Origin of the sequence: Pseudomonas sp. BP01 (assembly GCF_022760795.1) — a bacterium.
Taxonomy (GTDB): Bacteria; Pseudomonadota; Gammaproteobacteria; order Pseudomonadales; family Pseudomonadaceae; genus Aquipseudomonas; species Aquipseudomonas putida_Q.
In genome coordinates this window covers 200,545-217,102 of record NZ_JAFBKA010000001.1, presented here as the reverse complement: position 1 = coordinate 217,102, position 16,558 = coordinate 200,545, and the positions used below count along the sequence as shown (strand labels likewise).

14 protein-coding genes and 5 tRNA genes are annotated in these 16,558 nt (G+C 61.2%); 16 read left to right on the top strand and 3 right to left on the bottom strand.

The window, feature by feature from the left end:
• The first annotated feature begins 19 nt into the window (after window positions 1–19).
• The 13 genes from aruF (at window position 20) to JOY50_RS00915 (ending at window position 11,646) form a co-directional block, all read left to right on the top strand.
• A complete protein-coding gene (gene aruF, locus JOY50_RS00975; RefSeq protein ID WP_132846924.1) occupies window positions 20–1,039 on the top strand; it encodes an arginine/ornithine succinyltransferase subunit alpha in 1,020 nt (339 codons plus the stop codon).
• Window positions 1,040–1,117: 78 nt separating this feature from the next.
• A complete protein-coding gene (gene astA / locus JOY50_RS00970; protein ID WP_016498492.1) occupies window positions 1,118–2,146 on the top strand; it encodes an arginine N-succinyltransferase in 1,029 nt (342 codons plus the stop codon).
• Window positions 2,147–3,610, top strand: a complete 1,464-nt coding sequence (gene astD / locus JOY50_RS00965) for a succinylglutamate-semialdehyde dehydrogenase (protein WP_019473145.1) — start codon at window positions 2,147–2,149, stop codon at window positions 3,608–3,610. It abuts the gene before it with no gap.
• A gap of 23 nt (window positions 3,611–3,633) precedes the next feature.
• Window positions 3,634–4,983: an N-succinylarginine dihydrolase gene (astB, locus tag JOY50_RS00960; RefSeq protein WP_243054652.1), complete on the top strand. Its 1,350-nt coding sequence runs from the start codon at window positions 3,634–3,636 to the stop codon at window positions 4,981–4,983.
• Window positions 4,984–4,997: 14 nt separating this feature from the next.
• Window positions 4,998–5,288, top strand: a complete 291-nt coding sequence (locus JOY50_RS00955) for a hypothetical protein (RefSeq protein WP_016488488.1) — start codon at window positions 4,998–5,000, stop codon at window positions 5,286–5,288.
• Between the two features lie 10 nt (window positions 5,289–5,298).
• Window positions 5,299–6,306: a succinylglutamate desuccinylase gene (gene astE, locus JOY50_RS00950; RefSeq protein ID WP_019473147.1), complete on the top strand. Its 1,008-nt coding sequence runs from the start codon at window positions 5,299–5,301 to the stop codon at window positions 6,304–6,306.
• A gap of 398 nt (window positions 6,307–6,704) precedes the next feature.
• On the top strand, window positions 6,705–9,329 hold the full coding sequence (gene alaS, locus JOY50_RS00945) for an alanine--tRNA ligase (protein WP_243054651.1): 2,625 nt from the start codon (window positions 6,705–6,707) through the stop codon (window positions 9,327–9,329).
• An 84-nt stretch (window positions 9,330–9,413) separates the two neighbouring features.
• Window positions 9,414–10,649: an aspartate kinase gene (locus tag JOY50_RS00940; RefSeq protein ID WP_132846922.1), complete on the top strand. Its 1,236-nt coding sequence runs from the start codon at window positions 9,414–9,416 to the stop codon at window positions 10,647–10,649.
• A gap of 165 nt (window positions 10,650–10,814) precedes the next feature.
• Window positions 10,815–11,003: a carbon storage regulator CsrA gene (gene csrA / locus JOY50_RS00935; RefSeq protein WP_003254503.1), complete on the top strand. Its 189-nt coding sequence runs from the start codon at window positions 10,815–10,817 to the stop codon at window positions 11,001–11,003.
• 71 nt (window positions 11,004–11,074) lie between these two features.
• Window positions 11,075–11,165: transfer RNA gene (locus JOY50_RS00930), tRNA-Ser, on the top strand.
• Window positions 11,166–11,271: 106 nt separating this feature from the next.
• Window positions 11,272–11,348: transfer RNA gene (locus tag JOY50_RS00925), tRNA-Arg, on the top strand.
• 72 nt (window positions 11,349–11,420) lie between these two features.
• Window positions 11,421–11,497: transfer RNA gene (locus tag JOY50_RS00920), tRNA-Arg, on the top strand.
• 72 nt (window positions 11,498–11,569) lie between these two features.
• Window positions 11,570–11,646, top strand: a tRNA-Arg gene (locus JOY50_RS00915).
• Between the two features lie 6 nt (window positions 11,647–11,652).
• On the opposite strand, the gene JOY50_RS00910 is transcribed toward JOY50_RS00915, so the two are convergent.
• Window positions 11,653–11,871 carry a hypothetical protein gene (locus JOY50_RS00910; protein ID WP_132846921.1) on the bottom strand — a complete coding sequence of 73 codons (219 nt, stop codon included), beginning with the start codon at window positions 11,869–11,871 and terminating at the stop codon, window positions 11,653–11,655.
• 193 nt (window positions 11,872–12,064) lie between these two features.
• Here JOY50_RS00910 and mgtE point away from each other — a divergent pair, with 193 nt between their 5' ends.
• Window positions 12,065–13,507: a magnesium transporter gene (gene mgtE / locus JOY50_RS00905; RefSeq protein WP_019473793.1), complete on the top strand. Its 1,443-nt coding sequence runs from the start codon at window positions 12,065–12,067 to the stop codon at window positions 13,505–13,507.
• 107 nt (window positions 13,508–13,614) lie between these two features.
• Here the strand turns inward: mgtE and JOY50_RS00900 are convergent, their stop codons facing one another.
• Window positions 13,615–13,941, bottom strand: a complete 327-nt coding sequence (locus JOY50_RS00900; RefSeq protein ID WP_003254499.1) for an Arc family DNA-binding protein — start codon at window positions 13,939–13,941, stop codon at window positions 13,615–13,617.
• Window positions 13,942–14,285: 344 nt separating this feature from the next.
• Between JOY50_RS00900 and phnN the strand changes: the two genes are divergently transcribed.
• Both phnN and JOY50_RS00890 read left to right on the top strand, forming a co-directional pair.
• Window positions 14,286–14,879 (top strand): phosphonate metabolism protein/1,5-bisphosphokinase (PRPP-forming) PhnN, encoded by a 594-nt coding sequence (gene phnN / locus JOY50_RS00895; protein WP_243054650.1) that lies wholly within the window; start codon window positions 14,286–14,288, stop codon window positions 14,877–14,879.
• Between the two features lie 111 nt (window positions 14,880–14,990).
• Window positions 14,991–15,067 (top strand) — tRNA-Arg (locus JOY50_RS00890).
• On the opposite strand, the gene JOY50_RS00885 is transcribed toward JOY50_RS00890, so the two are convergent.
• Window positions 15,046–16,458 (bottom strand): amino acid permease, encoded by a 1,413-nt coding sequence (locus JOY50_RS00885; RefSeq protein ID WP_243054649.1) that lies wholly within the window; start codon window positions 16,456–16,458, stop codon window positions 15,046–15,048. The genes JOY50_RS00890 and JOY50_RS00885 overlap by 22 nt on opposite strands.
• Window positions 16,459–16,558 lie beyond the last annotated feature (100 nt).

Below are 16,558 nucleotides of genomic sequence, written 5' to 3'. Positions count from 1 at the left end.
ATTCCAAAGGAGTGACACCATGCTGGTGATGCGCCCCGCGCAAATGGCTGATCTGAACGAAGTGCAGCGCATGGCTGCAGACAGCCCCATTGGTGTCACCTCGCTGCCGGACGACGCTGCTCGCCTGGGCGACAAGATCGCCGCTTCCGAGACTTCTTTCGCCGCCGAGGTCAGCTTCAACGGCGAGGAAAGCTACTTTTTTGTGCTCGAAGACAGCGAGACCGGCAAGCTGGCCGGCTGCTCGGCCATTGTTGCTTCGGCCGGCTACTCCGAGCCGTTCTACAGTTTTCGTAACGAAACCTTCGTGCACGCCTCGCGCGAGCTGAAGATCCACAACAAGATCCACGTGCTGTCGCTGTGTCATGACCTGACCGGCAACAGCCTGCTGACCAGCTTCTATGTATTGCCGGAGCTGGTGAACAGTGGTTGGGCCGAGCTCAATTCGCGCGGTCGGCTATTGTTCATGGCGGCGCACCCGGAGCGTTTCGCCGACTCGGTAGTGACCGAAATCGTCGGCTACAGCGACGAGAATGGCGAATCGCCGTTCTGGGATGCCATCGGCCGCAATTTCTTCGACCTCAACTACTCCCATGCCGAGCGCCTGTGTGGCCTGAAGAGCCGTACCTTCCTCGCCGAACTGATGCCGCACTACCCGATCTACGTGCCGCTGCTGCCCGATGAGGCGCAGGAAGCCATGGGCCAGGTGCACCCGCGCGCGCAGATCACCTTCGACATCCTCATGCGCGAAGGCTTCGAAACCGAGCACTACATCGACATCTTCGACGGCGGCCCGACCCTGCATGCGCGCACCTCGGGCATTCGCTCGATCGCCCAGAGCCGGTCGGCGCCGGTGAAAATCGAGGACGCCCCGGGCAAGGGCGGGCGCCCGTACCTGGTGTGCAATGGCCAGTTGCAGGACTACCGCGCGGTGCTGCTGGACCTCGACTGGGTGCCCGGCAAACCGGTGTGCCTGAGCGTGGCTGCGGCCGATGCGCTGGGTGTGGGCGAAGGTGGCAGCGTGCGCCTGGTCGCGGTCTGAGGTCTGGTAACAGACGTTTCGGGATTGATGCGTTAGAAGAGTTTTGCGCCGGCCGACGCCGCCGCACAAGGAGATAGCATGATCGTTCGTCCTGTACGCAGCAGCGATTTGCCTGCGTTGATCGAATTGGCACGCAGCACCGGCACCACCGGGCTGACCACGCTGCCGGCCAACGAAGAACGCCTGGGGCATCGCGTTGGCTGGGCGGAAAAGAGCTTCCGTGGCGAAGCCGAGCGTGGCGACACAGACTACCTGTTCGTGCTGGAAAACGACGAAGGCCTGGTGGTGGGTATCAGTGCCATCGCCGGTGCCGTCGGCCTGCGCGAGCCTTGGTACAACTATCGGGTCGGCCTCACCGTCAGCGCTTCGCAGGAGCTGAAGATCTATCGCGAAATCCCCACCCTGTTCCTCGCCAACGACCTGACCGGCAACTCCGAGCTGTGCTCGCTGTTCCTGCGCAGCGACCACCGCTCCGGGCTTAATGGCCGCCTGCTGTCGCGCGCGCGCATGCTGTTCATTGCCGAGTTCCCGGAGCTGTTCGGCAAGAAGATCATCGCCGAAATGCGCGGCATGTCCGACGAGCAGGGGCGTTCGCCTTTCTGGGAAAGCCTTGGCCGGCATTTCTTCAAGATGGAGTTCAGCCAGGCGGACTACCTGACCGGCGTAGGCAACAAGTCGTTCATCGCCGAACTGATGCCCAAGTTCCCGCTGTATACCTGCTTCCTGTCCGAGGCGGCGCGCGACGTGATCGGCCGTGTGCACGTCGACACCGAGCCGGCGCTGGCCATGCTCAAGCAGGAAGGCTTCAACTACCAAGGCTATGTCGACATTTTCGACGCAGGCCCTGCCATCGAGTGTGATACCGCCAAGATCCGCGCCGTGCGCGAGAGCCAGACCTTGGTGTTGGCGGTGGGCACGCCGGGCGATGACGCCACCCCTTACATCATCCACAACCGCAAACGCGACGATTGCCGCATCACTGCCGCTCCGGCGCGGCTGGCCGCCGGTACCCTGGTGGTCGACCCGTTGACCGCCAAGCGCCTGCGCATGGGCGCCGGCGACAATGTGCGTGCCGTGCCATTGTCGGCCAGCCGGGAGGCCCAATAAATGACCACGCATTACATCGCAGGCAACTGGCTGGCGGGGCAGGGTGAACCCCTGCAGTCGCTGAACCCGGTGAGCCAGGCTGTCGTCTGGCAAGGGCAGGGCGCGGACGCCAGCCAGGTGGACGCCGCCGTGCAGGCAGCGCGCCAGACCTTTCCGGCGTGGGCGCAACTGAGCCTGGAAGCGCGCATCGATGTGCTGGAGAAGTTCGCCGAGCAACTGAAAACGCATGCCGAAGCCTTGGCCCAGTGCATCGGTGAGGAAACCGGCAAGCCGCTGTGGGAATCGGCAACCGAAGTCACCAGCATGATCAATAAGGTGGCGATCTCGGTACAAAGCTACCGCGAGCGCACCGGGGAAAAGAGCGGCCCGCTGGCCGACGCCACGGCCGTGCTGCGGCACAAGCCCCACGGCGTGGTGGCGGTGTTCGGGCCCTACAACTTCCCCGGTCACCTGCCCAATGGCCATATCGTGCCGGCGCTGCTGGCGGGTAACTGCGTGGTGTTCAAGCCCAGCGAGCTGACGCCCAAGGTCGCCGAACTGACCGTCAACTGCTGGATCGCCGCCGGCCTGCCGGCGGGCGTGCTGAGCCTGGTGCAGGGCGGGCGTGAAACCGGGGTGGCGCTGGCCGCCAACCCGGGGATCGATGGCCTGTTCTTCACTGGCTCCAGCCGCACCGGCAACCTGCTGCACCAACAGTTCGCCGGTCGCCCGGACAAGATTCTGGCCCTGGAAATGGGGGGCAACAACCCGCTCGTGGTAGACGAGGTCAAGGACCTGGATGCTGCGGTGTACACCATTATCCAGTCGGCGTTCATTTCTGCCGGCCAGCGTTGCACCTGCGCGCGTCGCCTGCTGGTGCCGCAAGGCGCCTGGGGCGACGCGCTGATCGCGCGCCTGGTCGAGGTGTGCAAGACCATCACGGTGGGTGCGTTCGATCAACAGCCAGCGCCGTTCATGGGTTCGGTCATTTCGCTGCAGGCGGCGCGGGCGCTGATTGCCGCCCAGGCCGAACTGGCCGCCAAAGGTGGCGTGAAGCTGCTGGAAATGACCCAGCCGCAGGCCGATGCCGCGCTGCTGACCCCGGGCATTGTCGATGTCACAGGCGTGGCCGAGCGCCCGGACGAAGAGTTCTTTGGCCCGCTGCTGCAGGTGATCCGTTATGCCGATTTCGATGCTGCCATCGATGAAGCCAACAACACCCAGTACGGTCTCGCCGCCGGGTTGCTCTCCGACTCGCGTGCCCGCTACCAGTACTTCTGGCTGCGCAGCCGCGCCGGCATCGTCAACTGGAACAAGCAACTGACCGGCGCTGCCAGCAGTGCGCCGTTCGGTGGCGTGGGTGCCAGTGGCAACCATCGCGCCAGTGCCTATTACGCGGCTGACTACTGCGCTTACCCCGTGGCTTCGCTGGAAACCGCCAGCCTTGCCTTGCCGGCGACCCTGACGCCGGGCGTCACCCTATAACAACAGGTCACGGAGCCTAGCCGATGAAATCCTATGAAGTGAATTTTGATGGCCTGGTGGGGCCTACCCACAACTATGGCGGCCTGTCTTACGGCAACGTGGCTTCGCAGAGCAACAGCCAGCAAGGTTCCAGCCCGCGCGAAGCCGCGCGCCAGGGGCTGGCGAAAATGAAAGCGCTGGCCGACATGGGCTTCAAGCAAGGCGTGCTGGCACCGCAAGAGCGCCCGGATGTGGCCGCGCTGCGCCGCCTGGGCTTTAGCGGCAGCGATGCCGAGGTCATCCAGCGTGCTGCGAAAGAAGCCATGCCGTTGCTGGTGGCCAGTTGCTCGGCGTCGAGCATGTGGGTGGCCAATGCGGCCACGGTCAGCCCCAGTGCCGACACGGCCGATGGCCGCGTGCACTTCACTGCCGCCAACCTGAACTGCAAGTACCACCGCAGCATCGAGCACCCGACCACCAGCCGTGTGCTGGGCGCCATGTTCAACAACGAGAAACACTTTGCCCACCACGCGGCGCTGCCTGCCGTGGCACAGTTCGGTGACGAGGGCGCGGCCAACCACACGCGCTTCTGCCGTGCGTATGGTGACGCTGGCGTGGAGTTTTTCGTGTATGGCCGCAGTGCCTTCGACAGCCGTTACCCGGCGCCGCAGAAGTACCCGGCCCGGCAAACCCTGGAGGCCTCGCAGGCCGTGGCCCGGCTGCATGGGCTGAGCGATGGCGGTGTGGTCTACGCTCAACAGAACCCCGCTGTGATCGATCAGGGCGTGTTCCATAACGATGTAATTTCGGTGGGCAACGGCGAGGTGCTGTTCTATCACGAGGACGCTTTCCTCGAGACCGACGCGGTGCTTGGCCAGCTGCGAGCTAAACTGGCCAGCAAGGGTGGCAACTTCCAGGCCATCTGTGTGCCACGGGCGGCGGTGGCGGTAGAGGATGCCGTACGCTCGTACCTGTTCAACAGCCAGCTGCTCAGCCGCGATGACGGCACCATGCTGCTGGTGGTGCCGGAGGAGTGCCGGAACAACGAGCGGGTCTGGGCCTACCTGGGCCAACTGACCAGCCAGGGTGGCCCGGTCAGGGAGGTCAAGGTATTTGACCTCAAGCAAAGCATGCAGAACGGCGGTGGCCCGGCTTGCCTGCGTCTGCGCGTGGCGTTGCAGGAATCGGAACTGGCGGCGGTCAACCAAGGGGTTATCATGACCGCCCCGCTGTACGACACCCTGGTGCAGTGGGTCGACAAGCATTACCGCGATCGCCTGGGCGAAGCGGACCTGGCCGACCCGCAGCTGCTGGTGGAGTGCCGTACGGCACTGGACGAATTGACCCAGATATTGAAGTTGGGCTCGGTATATCCGTTCCAACGCCAACCTTGAAGAGAGACTTTGCAATGACCGACGCCCTGCGCCTGATCCTCGAAGATGAAGACGGCACCCAGCTGGAAACCTCCTGCACCCGCTTTGCCGTGGTTTGGCAAGGCAAGGAAGTGTGGATTCAGCAGGACGGCCGTGGCCAGCTGCTGATCGGTGTGGATGTCGATGAAGACGACACCGAATACGCCAACCTGCTGCTGCGCCCGATGGCCACCAACCTGGTCAGCCTGCAGCTGGAAATGGAGCCGGCCGAGGTTGGCGAAGACGACGATCACGTCCATGGCCCCGACTGCGGCCACCACCACTAAGGAAGCCCCTATGCTCGCCCTTGGCAAATTGCTTGAGCTGACACTCACCGATCACGAACCGGCCGAGAAGACCCAAGTGACACCCAAGGGCGCGCGTTTGCGCTGGCTGGGGGAGGGCGCGCTCGAAGTGCGCCCGGCCGAAAGCGAGGATTGCGGGCTGGACTTGCTGTTGTCTGCCGGCATTCATGGCAACGAAACGGCGCCGATCGAATTGCTCGAACGGCTGCTGCACGGTGTGGCCAACGGCAAGATCAAACCCAGGGCACGGCTGTTGTTCCTGTTCGGCAACCCGGCGGCTATCCGCAAGGGCGAGCGCTTCATCGAACAGGACATCAATCGGCTCTTCAACGGGCGCCATGAGCTTTCCAGTGGTTTCGAGGCATTACGTGCCGCCGAGCTGGAACAGTTTGCCCGGGTGTTTTTCAGCAAGCCGGGGCGCAGCCGCCTGCACTACGACCTGCATACCGCCATCCGTGGTTCAAAGATCGAGCAATTTGCCTTGTACCCCTATAAAGAGGGGCGCAAGCACTCCCGTCGTGAACTGGCGCGCCTGGCGGCGGCAGGCATGGAGGCGGTGTTGCTGCAGAGCAAATCCTCCATCACCTTCAGTGCCTTTACCTACGAGCAGCTGGAGGCCGAAGCTTTCACCCTGGAGCTGGGCAAGGCCCGCCCGTTTGGCCAGAACGAGCAGGTCAACCTCGACCGGCTGGAAGAACGCCTGATCCAGATCATCGAAGGCACCGAACCAGAGGGTGAAGGCTCGCTGGATGGCCTGCAACTGTTCAGTGTTTCTCGCGAGATTATCAAGCACAGCGACAGCTTCCACCTGCACCTGCCGGCGGACATCGAGAACTTCTCGGAGCTGAGCAAGGGTTACCTGCTGGCCGAAGACCTGGCCGAGACCCGCTGGGTAGTGGAGGAGGAGGGGGCGCGCATCATCTTCCCCAACCCCAAGGTCAGGAACGGCTTGCGGGCGGGCATCCTGATCGTGCCGGATTCGGGGCAGCGGCTGGGCTGATTGCCTGTCTTCCTGCCCCGGCCCTATCGCCGGCAAGCCAGCTCCCACAGGGACTGCATGACCGCCAGGCCTGTGGTTATCCTGTGGGAGCTGGCTTGCCGGCGATAGGGCCCTGACAGGATGAATTGGATCCTTCCTTCCCCATGAAACTCTTTTAATTCACCGCCTGTTCCATTTTCCCTCCCCATCAGCGGTAATTGGCTTGCCAGTGGCGAAAGACAGGATTTAGCATCCGGTCATGTCATTTTCGTTTGCATAGCCCGAAAAACCGTCCAAACGATGGTTTCTATCGTATAAACACACTGCATCGAGATTGCAGGACCGATATAATGCGGCCCTTTGCCGTCGTTTCGTCGACGCGTTTGCCCAACAGGGCCGCCGTTTCCGTGGAAGAACCTATGAAAAGCGCAGAAATCCGTGAAGCCTTCCTTCGCTTCTTCGAAGAGCAGGGACACACCCGAGTCGCCTCCAGTTCGCTGATCCCGAACAACGACCCAACCCTGCTGTTCACCAATGCCGGCATGAACCAGTTCAAGGACTGCTTCCTCGGCGCGGAGAAGCGTGCCTACACCCGTGCTGTCAGCAGCCAGAAGTGCGTGCGCGCCGGTGGTAAGCATAACGACCTGGAAAACGTCGGTTACACCGCGCGTCACCATACGTTCTTCGAAATGCTGGGCAACTTCAGCTTTGGCGACTATTTCAAGCGCGACGCTATCACCTTCGCCTGGACCTTCCTGACGTCCGAACAATGGCTGAACCTGCCCAAGGAAAAGCTCTGGGTCACCGTCTACGCCACTGACGACGAAGCCTACGACATCTGGACCAAGGAAGTCGGCGTGCCGGCCGAGCGCATGGTACGCATCGGCGACAACAAAGGCGCCCCATACGCCTCCGACAACTTCTGGACCATGGGTGACACCGGCCCTTGCGGCCCGTGCACCGAGATCTTCTACGACCACGGCGCGGACATCTGGGGCGGCCCACCCGGCTCGCCAGAAGAAGACGGCGACCGCTACATCGAGATCTGGAACAACGTCTTCATGCAGTTCAACCGCACCGCCGACGGCGTGCTGCACCCGCTACCAGCGCCGTCGGTGGACACCGGCATGGGCCTGGAGCGCGTCAGCGCCGTGCTGCAGCACGTGCACTCGAACTACGAGATCGACCTGTTCCAGAACCTGCTGTCGGCTGCGGCCAAGGCCATCGGTTGCAGCAATGACGGCCAGGCGTCGCTGAAAGTGGTCGCCGACCATATTCGCTCGTGCGGCTTCCTGATCGCTGACGGTGTGCTGCCGTCCAACGAAGGCCGTGGCTATGTGCTGCGTCGCATCATTCGTCGTGCCTGCCGCCACGGCAACAAGCTGGGCGCCAAGGGCAGCTTCTTCTACCAGATCGTTGCCGCACTGGCCGCCGAAATGGGCGAAGCCTTCCCTGAGCTGAAGAGCCAGCAAGCGCACATCGAGCGCGTGCTGAAGGCTGAAGAAGAGCAGTTCGCCAAGACCCTGGAGCAAGGCCTGCGCATCCTCGAGCAGGACCTGGCCCAGCTGAAAGGCGACGTGGTACCGGGCGACGTGGTGTTCAAGCTGTATGACACCTACGGCTTCCCGATGGACCTGACTGCCGACATCGCCCGAGAGCGCGAGCTGACCATTGACGAAGCCGGTTTCGAGCGCGAGATGGACGCCCAGCGTGAGCGCGCGCGTTCCGCCAGCGCCTTCGGCATGGACTACAACAGTGTGGTCAAGGTCGACAGCGCTACCGAGTTCGTCGGCTACGACGCCACCGAAGGCCAGGGCAAGATCATCGCCCTGTACAAAGACGGTCAGGCCGTCGACCAGCTGGGTGAAGGCGAGCAGGGCGTGGTCGTGCTCGACCGCACGCCGTTCTATGCCGAGTCTGGTGGCCAGGTGGGTGACACCGGCTTCCTGCAGGCCGGCGCTGCGCGCTTCGACGTGCGCGACACCACCAAGACTGGCGGTGCCTTCCTGCACCATGGCGTGGTCGCCAGCGGTGCGCTGGTAATCGGTTCGCCGGTCGAGGCCAAGGTCGATGCCGACGTGCAGCACGCTACCTCGCTGAACCACTCCGCCACCCACCTGCTGCACGAAGCGCTGCGCCAGGTGCTGGGCGAACACGTACAGCAGAAGGGCTCGCTGGTTGACAGCCAGCGCCTGCGTTTCGACTTCAGCCACTTCGAGGCGCTGAAGCCAGAGCAGATCAAGGCCCTGGAAGACATCGTCAACCGCGAAGTGCGCAAAAACACCCCGGTGACAACCGAACTGACCGACATCGAAACCGCCAAGGCCAAAGGTGCCATGGCGCTGTTCGGCGAGAAGTACGGCGACACCGTGCGTGTGCTGAGCATGGGTGGTGATTTCTCGGTAGAGCTGTGCGGCGGTATCCACGCCAAGCGCACCGGTGACATCAGCCTGTTCAAGATCATCAGCGAAGGCGGCGTGGCCTCTGGCGTACGCCGTATCGAAGCAGTTACCGGCGCCGCTGCGTTGGCCTACCTGAACGCTGCCGAAGAACAGGTCAAGGAAGCCGCGCAACTGGTCAAAGGCAACCGCGACAACCTGATCGACAAGCTGTCGGCTGTGCTGGAGCGCAACCGTCAGCTGGAGAAGCAGCTGGAACAGCTGCAGGCCAAAGCCGCCAGCGCCGCCGGGGACGATCTCTCCAACGCGGCTGTTGAGGTCAAGGGTGCCAAGGTTCTCGCCGCCCGCCTGGATGGGCAGGATGGCAAGGCCTTGCTGGCCCTGGTCGATCGGTTGAAGAACAAGCTCGGCCACGCAGTGATCCTGCTGGGCAGCGAGCATGAGGGCAAGGTTGTGCTGGTGGCCGGCGTGACCAAAGACCTCTCCAGCCAACTCAAGGCTGGCGATCTGATGAAACAAGCCGCTGCGGCGGTGGGTGGCAAGGGCGGTGGCCGTCCGGACATGGCCCAGGGTGGTGGCGTCGACGTCGCTGCACTGGACCAGGCCCTGGCGCTGGCCGTGCCATTCGCAGAGCAGGGACTTTGAGATGAAGGGGCCGGCGGTCTAGTCGCCGGCCTCTTCATGTTGGATTGTTTTTTGGGGCCCTGTATGGGCTGAGGCACCATTGAAATGGCGTTGATCGTACAGAAATTTGGCGGCACCTCTGTCGGTTCCATCGAGCGGATCGAGCAGGTAGCCGAAAAGGTCAAGAAACACCGTGAGGCAGGCGACGACCTGGTGGTTGTGCTGTCGGCCATGAGCGGTGAAACCAATCGCTTGATCGACCTGGCCAAGCAGATCACCGATCAGCCTGTTCCGCGTGAACTGGACGTGATCGTGTCGACCGGTGAGCAGGTCACCATTGCCCTGCTGACCATGGCCTTGATCAAGCGTGGTGTGCCAGCGGTGTCCTACACCGGCAACCAGGTGCGCATCCTCACCGACAGCTCGCACAACAAGGCGCGCATTCTGCAGATCGACGACCAGAAGATTCGTGCCGACCTCAAGGAAGGCCGCGTGGTCGTGGTAGCAGGCTTCCAGGGCGTCGACGAGCACGGCAGCATCACCACCCTGGGCCGTGGCGGCTCCGACACCACGGGCGTGGCCCTGGCGGCGGCGCTGAAGGCTGACGAGTGCCAGATCTACACCGACGTCGATGGCGTCTACACCACCGACCCGCGCGTTGTGCCACAGGCCCGTCGCCTGGAGAAGATCACCTTCGAAGAGATGCTGGAAATGGCCAGCCTCGGTTCCAAGGTGCTGCAGATCCGTTCGGTGGAGTTCGCCGGCAAGTACAACGTTCCGCTGCGCGTGCTGCACAGCTTCAAGGAGGGTCCGGGTACCCTCATTACCATTGATGAAGAGGAATCCATGGAACAGCCGATCATTTCCGGTATCGCCTTCAACCGTGATGAAGCCAAGCTGACCATTCGCGGCGTGCCGGACACCCCGGGCGTGGCCTTCAAGATCCTCGGCCCGATCAGCGCTTCGAACATCGAAGTCGACATGATCGTGCAGAACGTTGCCCACGATAACACCACCGACTTCACCTTCACCGTACACCGCAACGAGTACGAGAGCGCGAAAAGCGTGCTGGAAAACACTGCCCGCGAAATCGGTGCCCGTGAAGTGATCGGCGACACCAAGATCGCCAAGGTCTCGATCGTTGGCGTTGGCATGCGTTCGCACGCCGGTGTTGCCAGCCGCATGTTCGAAGCCCTGGCCAAGGAGAGCATCAACATCCAGATGATCTCCACCTCCGAGATCAAGGTTTCGGTCGTGATCGAAGAGAAGTACCTGGAGCTGGCCGTGCGCGCGCTGCACACCGCGTTCGAGCTCGACGCACCTGTCCGACAGGGCGAGTAAGGCGCTGCCAGGAAGGGCGCGGCTTGCCGCGCCCTTCGCGTTTCTGCTCGTCACGCAGGCCCTGTCCTGCCCTGTGCGGCGAGTAACCGGGGCCGGGTCGTCGTCCACGACCAGGCCCGATACCAAAGACTGTTACCCCTGAATGTTTTGCGTAAGGAGAAAGCTATGTTGATTCTGACTCGTCGGTGCGCCGAGAGCCTGATCATTGGAGACGGCGAGATCACCGTGACGGTGCTTGGCGTCAAAGGCAACCAGGTGCGTATTGGCGTCAGCGCCCCGAAAGAAGTGGCCGTTCACCGCGAGGAAATCTACCTGCGGATCAAGAAAGAGAAGGATGAAGAGCCAAGCCTTTAATTCTTTTGAAGTTTTTTTAAAAAAAGGGTTGCAAAGGTGAAAGAGGTTCTTTAATATTCGCCTCGTGTTGCGGTGAGGTGGCCGAGTGGCCGAAGGCGCTCCCCTGCTAAGGGAGTATACCTCATAAGGGTATCGGGGGTTCGAATCCCCCCTTCACCGCCATTATTCGCTTAGGGCGCTGTAAACGGTAAGAACGCTAAGTAGTTGATTTTAAACGAAAAAGTTCTTGCAAAAATGTTTCAGCGACCTATAATGCGCGGCAAGACACGGACTCATAGCTCAGCTGGATAGAGTACTCGGCTACGAACCGAGCGGTCACAGGTTCGAATCCTGTTGAGTCCGCCACTTTTGAAGTGGCTTTGTTTGCAAGGCTGCTTCAAGAAACCAGTGGTAATCTGGTCTAAAACTACCAATTGCGGACTCATAGCTCAGCTGGATAGAGTACTCGGCTACGAACCGAGCGGTCGCAGGTTCGAATCCTGCTGAGTCCGCCACTTTTTGAAGTGGCTCTGCTTGCAAAGCGACTTCAGTCAACCAGTGGTAATCTGGTCTAAAACTACCACCACGGACTCATAGCTCAGCTGGATAGAGTACTCGGCTACGAACCGAGCGGTCGCAGGTTCGAATCCTGCTGAGTCCGCCATACCCATCAAGAAGCCCGCTCAATTGAGCGGGCTTTTTGTTTTTCTGCGCCACTGAATTGTGGCGATGCCGATCTATGCTCTTCTGTAATGATCATGGTGTAGCGTGCGGCTGCGAGGCAATCCCAAATTGTCAGGCGCAACGTACCTGAACTTCGATGTGCCTCCCCATCCACAACAACCGTCGCACTGATAGCTTCGAGCGTTGTCCCATCTTTATCACGCAAACGATTGTTCTGGCCAAAAATTTAAGCGATCTGACAGCGCGAGCAGTGTATGATTGCGCCCGTCAGCCCCGCCGGGGCTTGTGGAAAACCACCATGGACTTACCCAGTAGTTACTCGCTAACAAAATTCATACAGAAAGATCTGACCGATTGATTCTCCCGGCGTGCTCCGCTGCTGGGAGTGGAGTTCGCCTATGACTGAAGTAGAAGTAAAAAAAGCGCAAGAAAGCTTGCAGGATCGCCTGGCCCAGGTGGTCGAACTGCTGCAACGCCAGCGTGTGGTCGAAGACCTGACGCACCGCCAGGAAGGCGCGCACAACGACCTGGTCGAAAACCTGGTCCACCGCCAGAATCTCGTCGAGCTGCAGCGCAAGCTTGATGACCTGCACCCCGCCGACATCGCCTATATCCTCGAAGCCTTGCCCCTGGAAGACCGCCTGACGGTCTGGCAGCTGGTGCGCTCGGATCGCGATGGCGACATCCTGCTGGAAGTTTCCGACTCGGTTCGTCAATCGTTGATCGCCGACATGGACGATCACGAGCTGCTGGCCGCCGCCAAGGAAATGGACGCCGACGAGCTGGCCGACCTGGCCCCTGAGCTGCCACGCGACGTTGTTCACGAGCTGATGGAAACCCTCGATGCCCAGCAACGCGAGCGTGTGCGCTCGGCGCTGAGCTACGACGAGGAGCAGGTCGGTGCGCTGATGGACTTCGAGATGGTCACCATCCGCGAAGACGTCAGCCTGGAAGTGGTACTGCGCTACCTGCGCCGCCTGAAAGAGCTGCCCAACCACACCGACAAACTGTTTGTGGTCGACTATGACGGCATCCTGAAAGGGGTATTGCCGATCAAGCGTTTGCTGGTCAACGACCCGGAAAAGAAGGTAGCGGAGGTCATGGCGACCGACCCGGTGTCCTTCCAGCCCGAGGAAGATGCCTATGATGCGGCGCAGGCTTTCGAGCGTTATGACCTGGTATCGGCACCTGTAGTAGACAAGGGCGGTCGCTTGATTGGCCGTTTGACCATTGACGAAATGGTCGACCTGATCCGTGAGGAGAGCGAGAGCGAAGTCCTCAACATGGCGGGTCTGCGTGAAGAGGAAGATATCTTTGCCTCGGTCTGGCGCTCGTTCCGCAACCGTTGGGCATGGCTGGCGATCAATCTGATTACCGCTTTTCTCGCTTCGCGCGTGATCGGGCTGTTCGAAGGGTCGATCGAAAAGCTGGTGGCGTTGGCTGCGTTGATGCCGATCGTTGCGGGTATTGGTGGCAACTCGGGTAACCAGACCATCACCATGATCGTCCGTGCCATGGCGCTGGACCAGGTGTCTCCGGGCAACACCAGCCGCCTGATGCGCAAGGAGTTGGCGGTGTCGCTGATCAACGGCCTGGTTTGGGGCGGAGTGATTGGTGCGGTGGCTTTCTGGCTGTATGGCAGCTGGTCACTGGGTGTGGTGATGACCGCAGCGATGACGTTGAACCTGTTGCTGGCGGCGCTGATGGGTGTGCTCATCCCGATGACGTTGGCCCGCCTGGGGCGCGACCCGGCAATGGGTGCGAGTGTGATGATCACTGCCGTGACCGACAGTGGCGGCTTCTTCATCTTCCTTGGCCTGGCTACGCTGTTCCTGCTGTAAACCTGCCATTGCGACTTGTCCGGGCCCTGTAGGAGCGCGTCTCTTGCAGAACCAGGCGCCCACAAAAAAGCCAGCTTACGCTGGCTTTTTCATGTTCGCTGCAGGCCTCAGGAAGCGTCGGCCGCCATTTCCACATCGTGAGCGATGAGGGCCACCAAGGCGTTCTGCTGGCGGTGGGACAGTTGGCGGAAGCGTTGCAGCAACTCGCGCTCATGCAGGGACAGCTCAGGGCTGTCCAGGCGCATGCTCAGCTCGTCACCCAACGCACCTTCCTGGATAAGGCTCTGTTCCAGGCGCGCGATAATTTCAGAGTTCATGCTGCGGTGATGGTTGCGCGCTACCTCGGCAATGCGCTCACGCATCCCGTCTGGCAGGCGGACGACAAATTTGTCAGCGGTGCGGCTTGAATAAATAGCCTGTTTCATTGGGCGCATATAAATTGACCAGATTTTGGTTCAGGGGAAGCGGTTCTCAAATTGGCCGCACGGGGTGGAAATACGACCGTGGCGACGACAAAATGTTCAACCGTCAGTAAAAATGGATGCTCATCTTGCCTTATGGTCGCCGTTTCCTTGGCGTCAATTCTGTGACAAATAGTGAGCCGGATAAAGGCTTTCTGCCAGTACCAATTATCAGAAATGAGCACTGGTTTGAAAAGTTTTACATGCTCCGGCTTGCCCAACCGTCAGACTTTTGCCGTCAAAAACTGGTAAAACGCAGCAAAAGATCAGGAAAACACCTAGAATGCGGCGGTTTCCCTTCATAGAGCATAGTGGCTATGCAACATGACGCAAGCGACCGTCGATCAGGGACGGGTCGGATGATATTTCTGATAGGACCGTCGGGTTCCGGGAAAGATTCCCTGATCGACGCATCACGTGAGCGACTGGCGGCTGCCGGGGTAGAAATTGCCCGCCGCGTCATTACCCGTTCGGCCGAAGCCAAGGGCGAAGCCGCGCATGGGGTCACGCCCGAGCAGTTCGAGACCCTGCGTGCGCAGGGCGCGTTTGCCATGCACTGGCGCGCCAACGGCCTGGACTATGGCATTCCCCAGCAGGTAGAAGAGTGGCTGGCGGCGGGCAGGGCAGTAGTGGTGAATGGCTCGCGGGCCTACCTGGCCGAAGCGCGCCAGCGTTACCCGGACCTGTTGGCAGTGCGGGTCGAGGTCAAGCCCGAGGTGCTGCGCCAGCGCTTGGTGGCCCGTGGCCGCGAAACCGTCGAGGAGGTCGAACAGCGCCTGGCTCGCAGCGCCCGCTTGCAGGCACTGCCCGATCCTTCGGTGCACATGCTGGACAACTCCACAACCCTGGAGGCTGCGGTCGCAGCCCTGTTCGGGCTACTGTGCGATGAAGGTGTGCTGCCGCAGGTGTAGCAGTGCCAGAAAAGGATTACGCGAAAAAGCCCGGTAGGTGCATGACAAATGCCAGCATGCTGGTTAACATGCTGGCCGTCCCGCTGTGCAGCGCTCGCTGCCGGTCGTAGCGTCTCAGTAGCTCAATTGGATAGAGCATCCCCCTCCTAAGGGGAAGGTTGCAGGTTCAATTCCTGCCTGGGACGCCATTTCTTGCCTCTCCCATTTTTGCTTCCGCCTCCTTTGCAGCGGCCGCCGTCCGCTGGCGCATCAGGAAGTACCCCGCCACAACCAGCAATACCGTCAGCACCGTGAACCAAAACTGGAAGCGCGACGCCGGGTCGAACGCCTGGGTGCCGATCACTGCCAGCAAGGCGAACAGCGCAACGATATTGGCGTACGGGAACAGCCAGGCGCGGAAGGCCTTGGGGTCGACCGCTTCGTGACGGGTTTTCCAACGCATGGCCACGTGGGCGATGATGATGAAGATCCATACGACCATCACCAGGCTGCCGGTACTCTTGGCCAGGGTCATGAACAGGTCGCCGGCGCTGATAAAGTGCACGGTCAGGATCAGCGTGCATATCGACAGGCTCAGCAGCAGTGCATTGATCGGCACGCCCTTGGCGCTGGTGCGCGAGAACAGCTTGGGCGCGTGGCCGCGCTGGCTCAGCGAGAACAGCATGCGCGAGTTGGAGAACATGAACGAGTTCATCACCGACATGAACGAGACGAACAGCACCAGCTTCATGGCCACCGCAGCACCACCGAACCCGGCCAGGCTGAACAGCGAAACATAGGGCGAGGCGAGGTTGGCCTTGTCGGTCCATGGCAAGCACAGGATCAGGATCGACACCGAGCCTACGTAGAACAGCATCACCCGCAGGATCACGCTCTTGATCGCGCGGATCACGTTCTGCCGCGGGTTCTCCGATTCGCCTGCCGCTACGGCGGCGATTTCGCTGCCGCCCAGCGAGAAGATCACCACGATGACACCCGCCATCACGGGCGACAGGCCGTTGGGCATGAAACCGTCGTGGGCGGTGAGGTTGACCAGCCCAGGCGAAGCAATGTCGCTGTGCAGGCCAAGCAGGATCGAGATGCCCAGCAGCATGAAGATGAGGATGGTGGCGACCTTCATCGCCGCCAGCCAATACTCCACTTCGGCAAACGAACGCACCGAGTAGGCGTTGCTGGCCATCAGGGTCACTAGCATCAGGAAGGCGCCTGCCCAGATCGGCAGCCAGGGTAGAAAGTCATGCAGGATGGCGCCCAGCAATACCGCTTCAAGGGTGATGGTCATCATCGACTTGAACCAGTACAGCCAGCCGACGGAAAACCCTGCCCAGTCGCCGAGCCAGGTGTTGGCATAGGTCGAGAACGACCCGGCATCCGGGTTGCGGCAGGCCATTTCGCCCAGCATGAACATGACCAGGGTGACCACCAGGCCACCGATGAAATACGACAGGATGGCCGCAGGCCCTGCCGATGCGATCAGTGAGCCCGAGCCCATGAACAGCCCGGCACCGATCACCCCGCCCAGCGCGATCATGGTGATGTGCCGCTGCTTGAGGCTTTGCTTCAAACCGTTGGATTGCATTTCCTTGTCCTCTCTTATTGTTGGGGGGATCTGACAACGTCCCCCAACGCAGGCATCGTCATGCGCCTGCGTCCACGCGTGGCAAATAGCTACCAGCCTC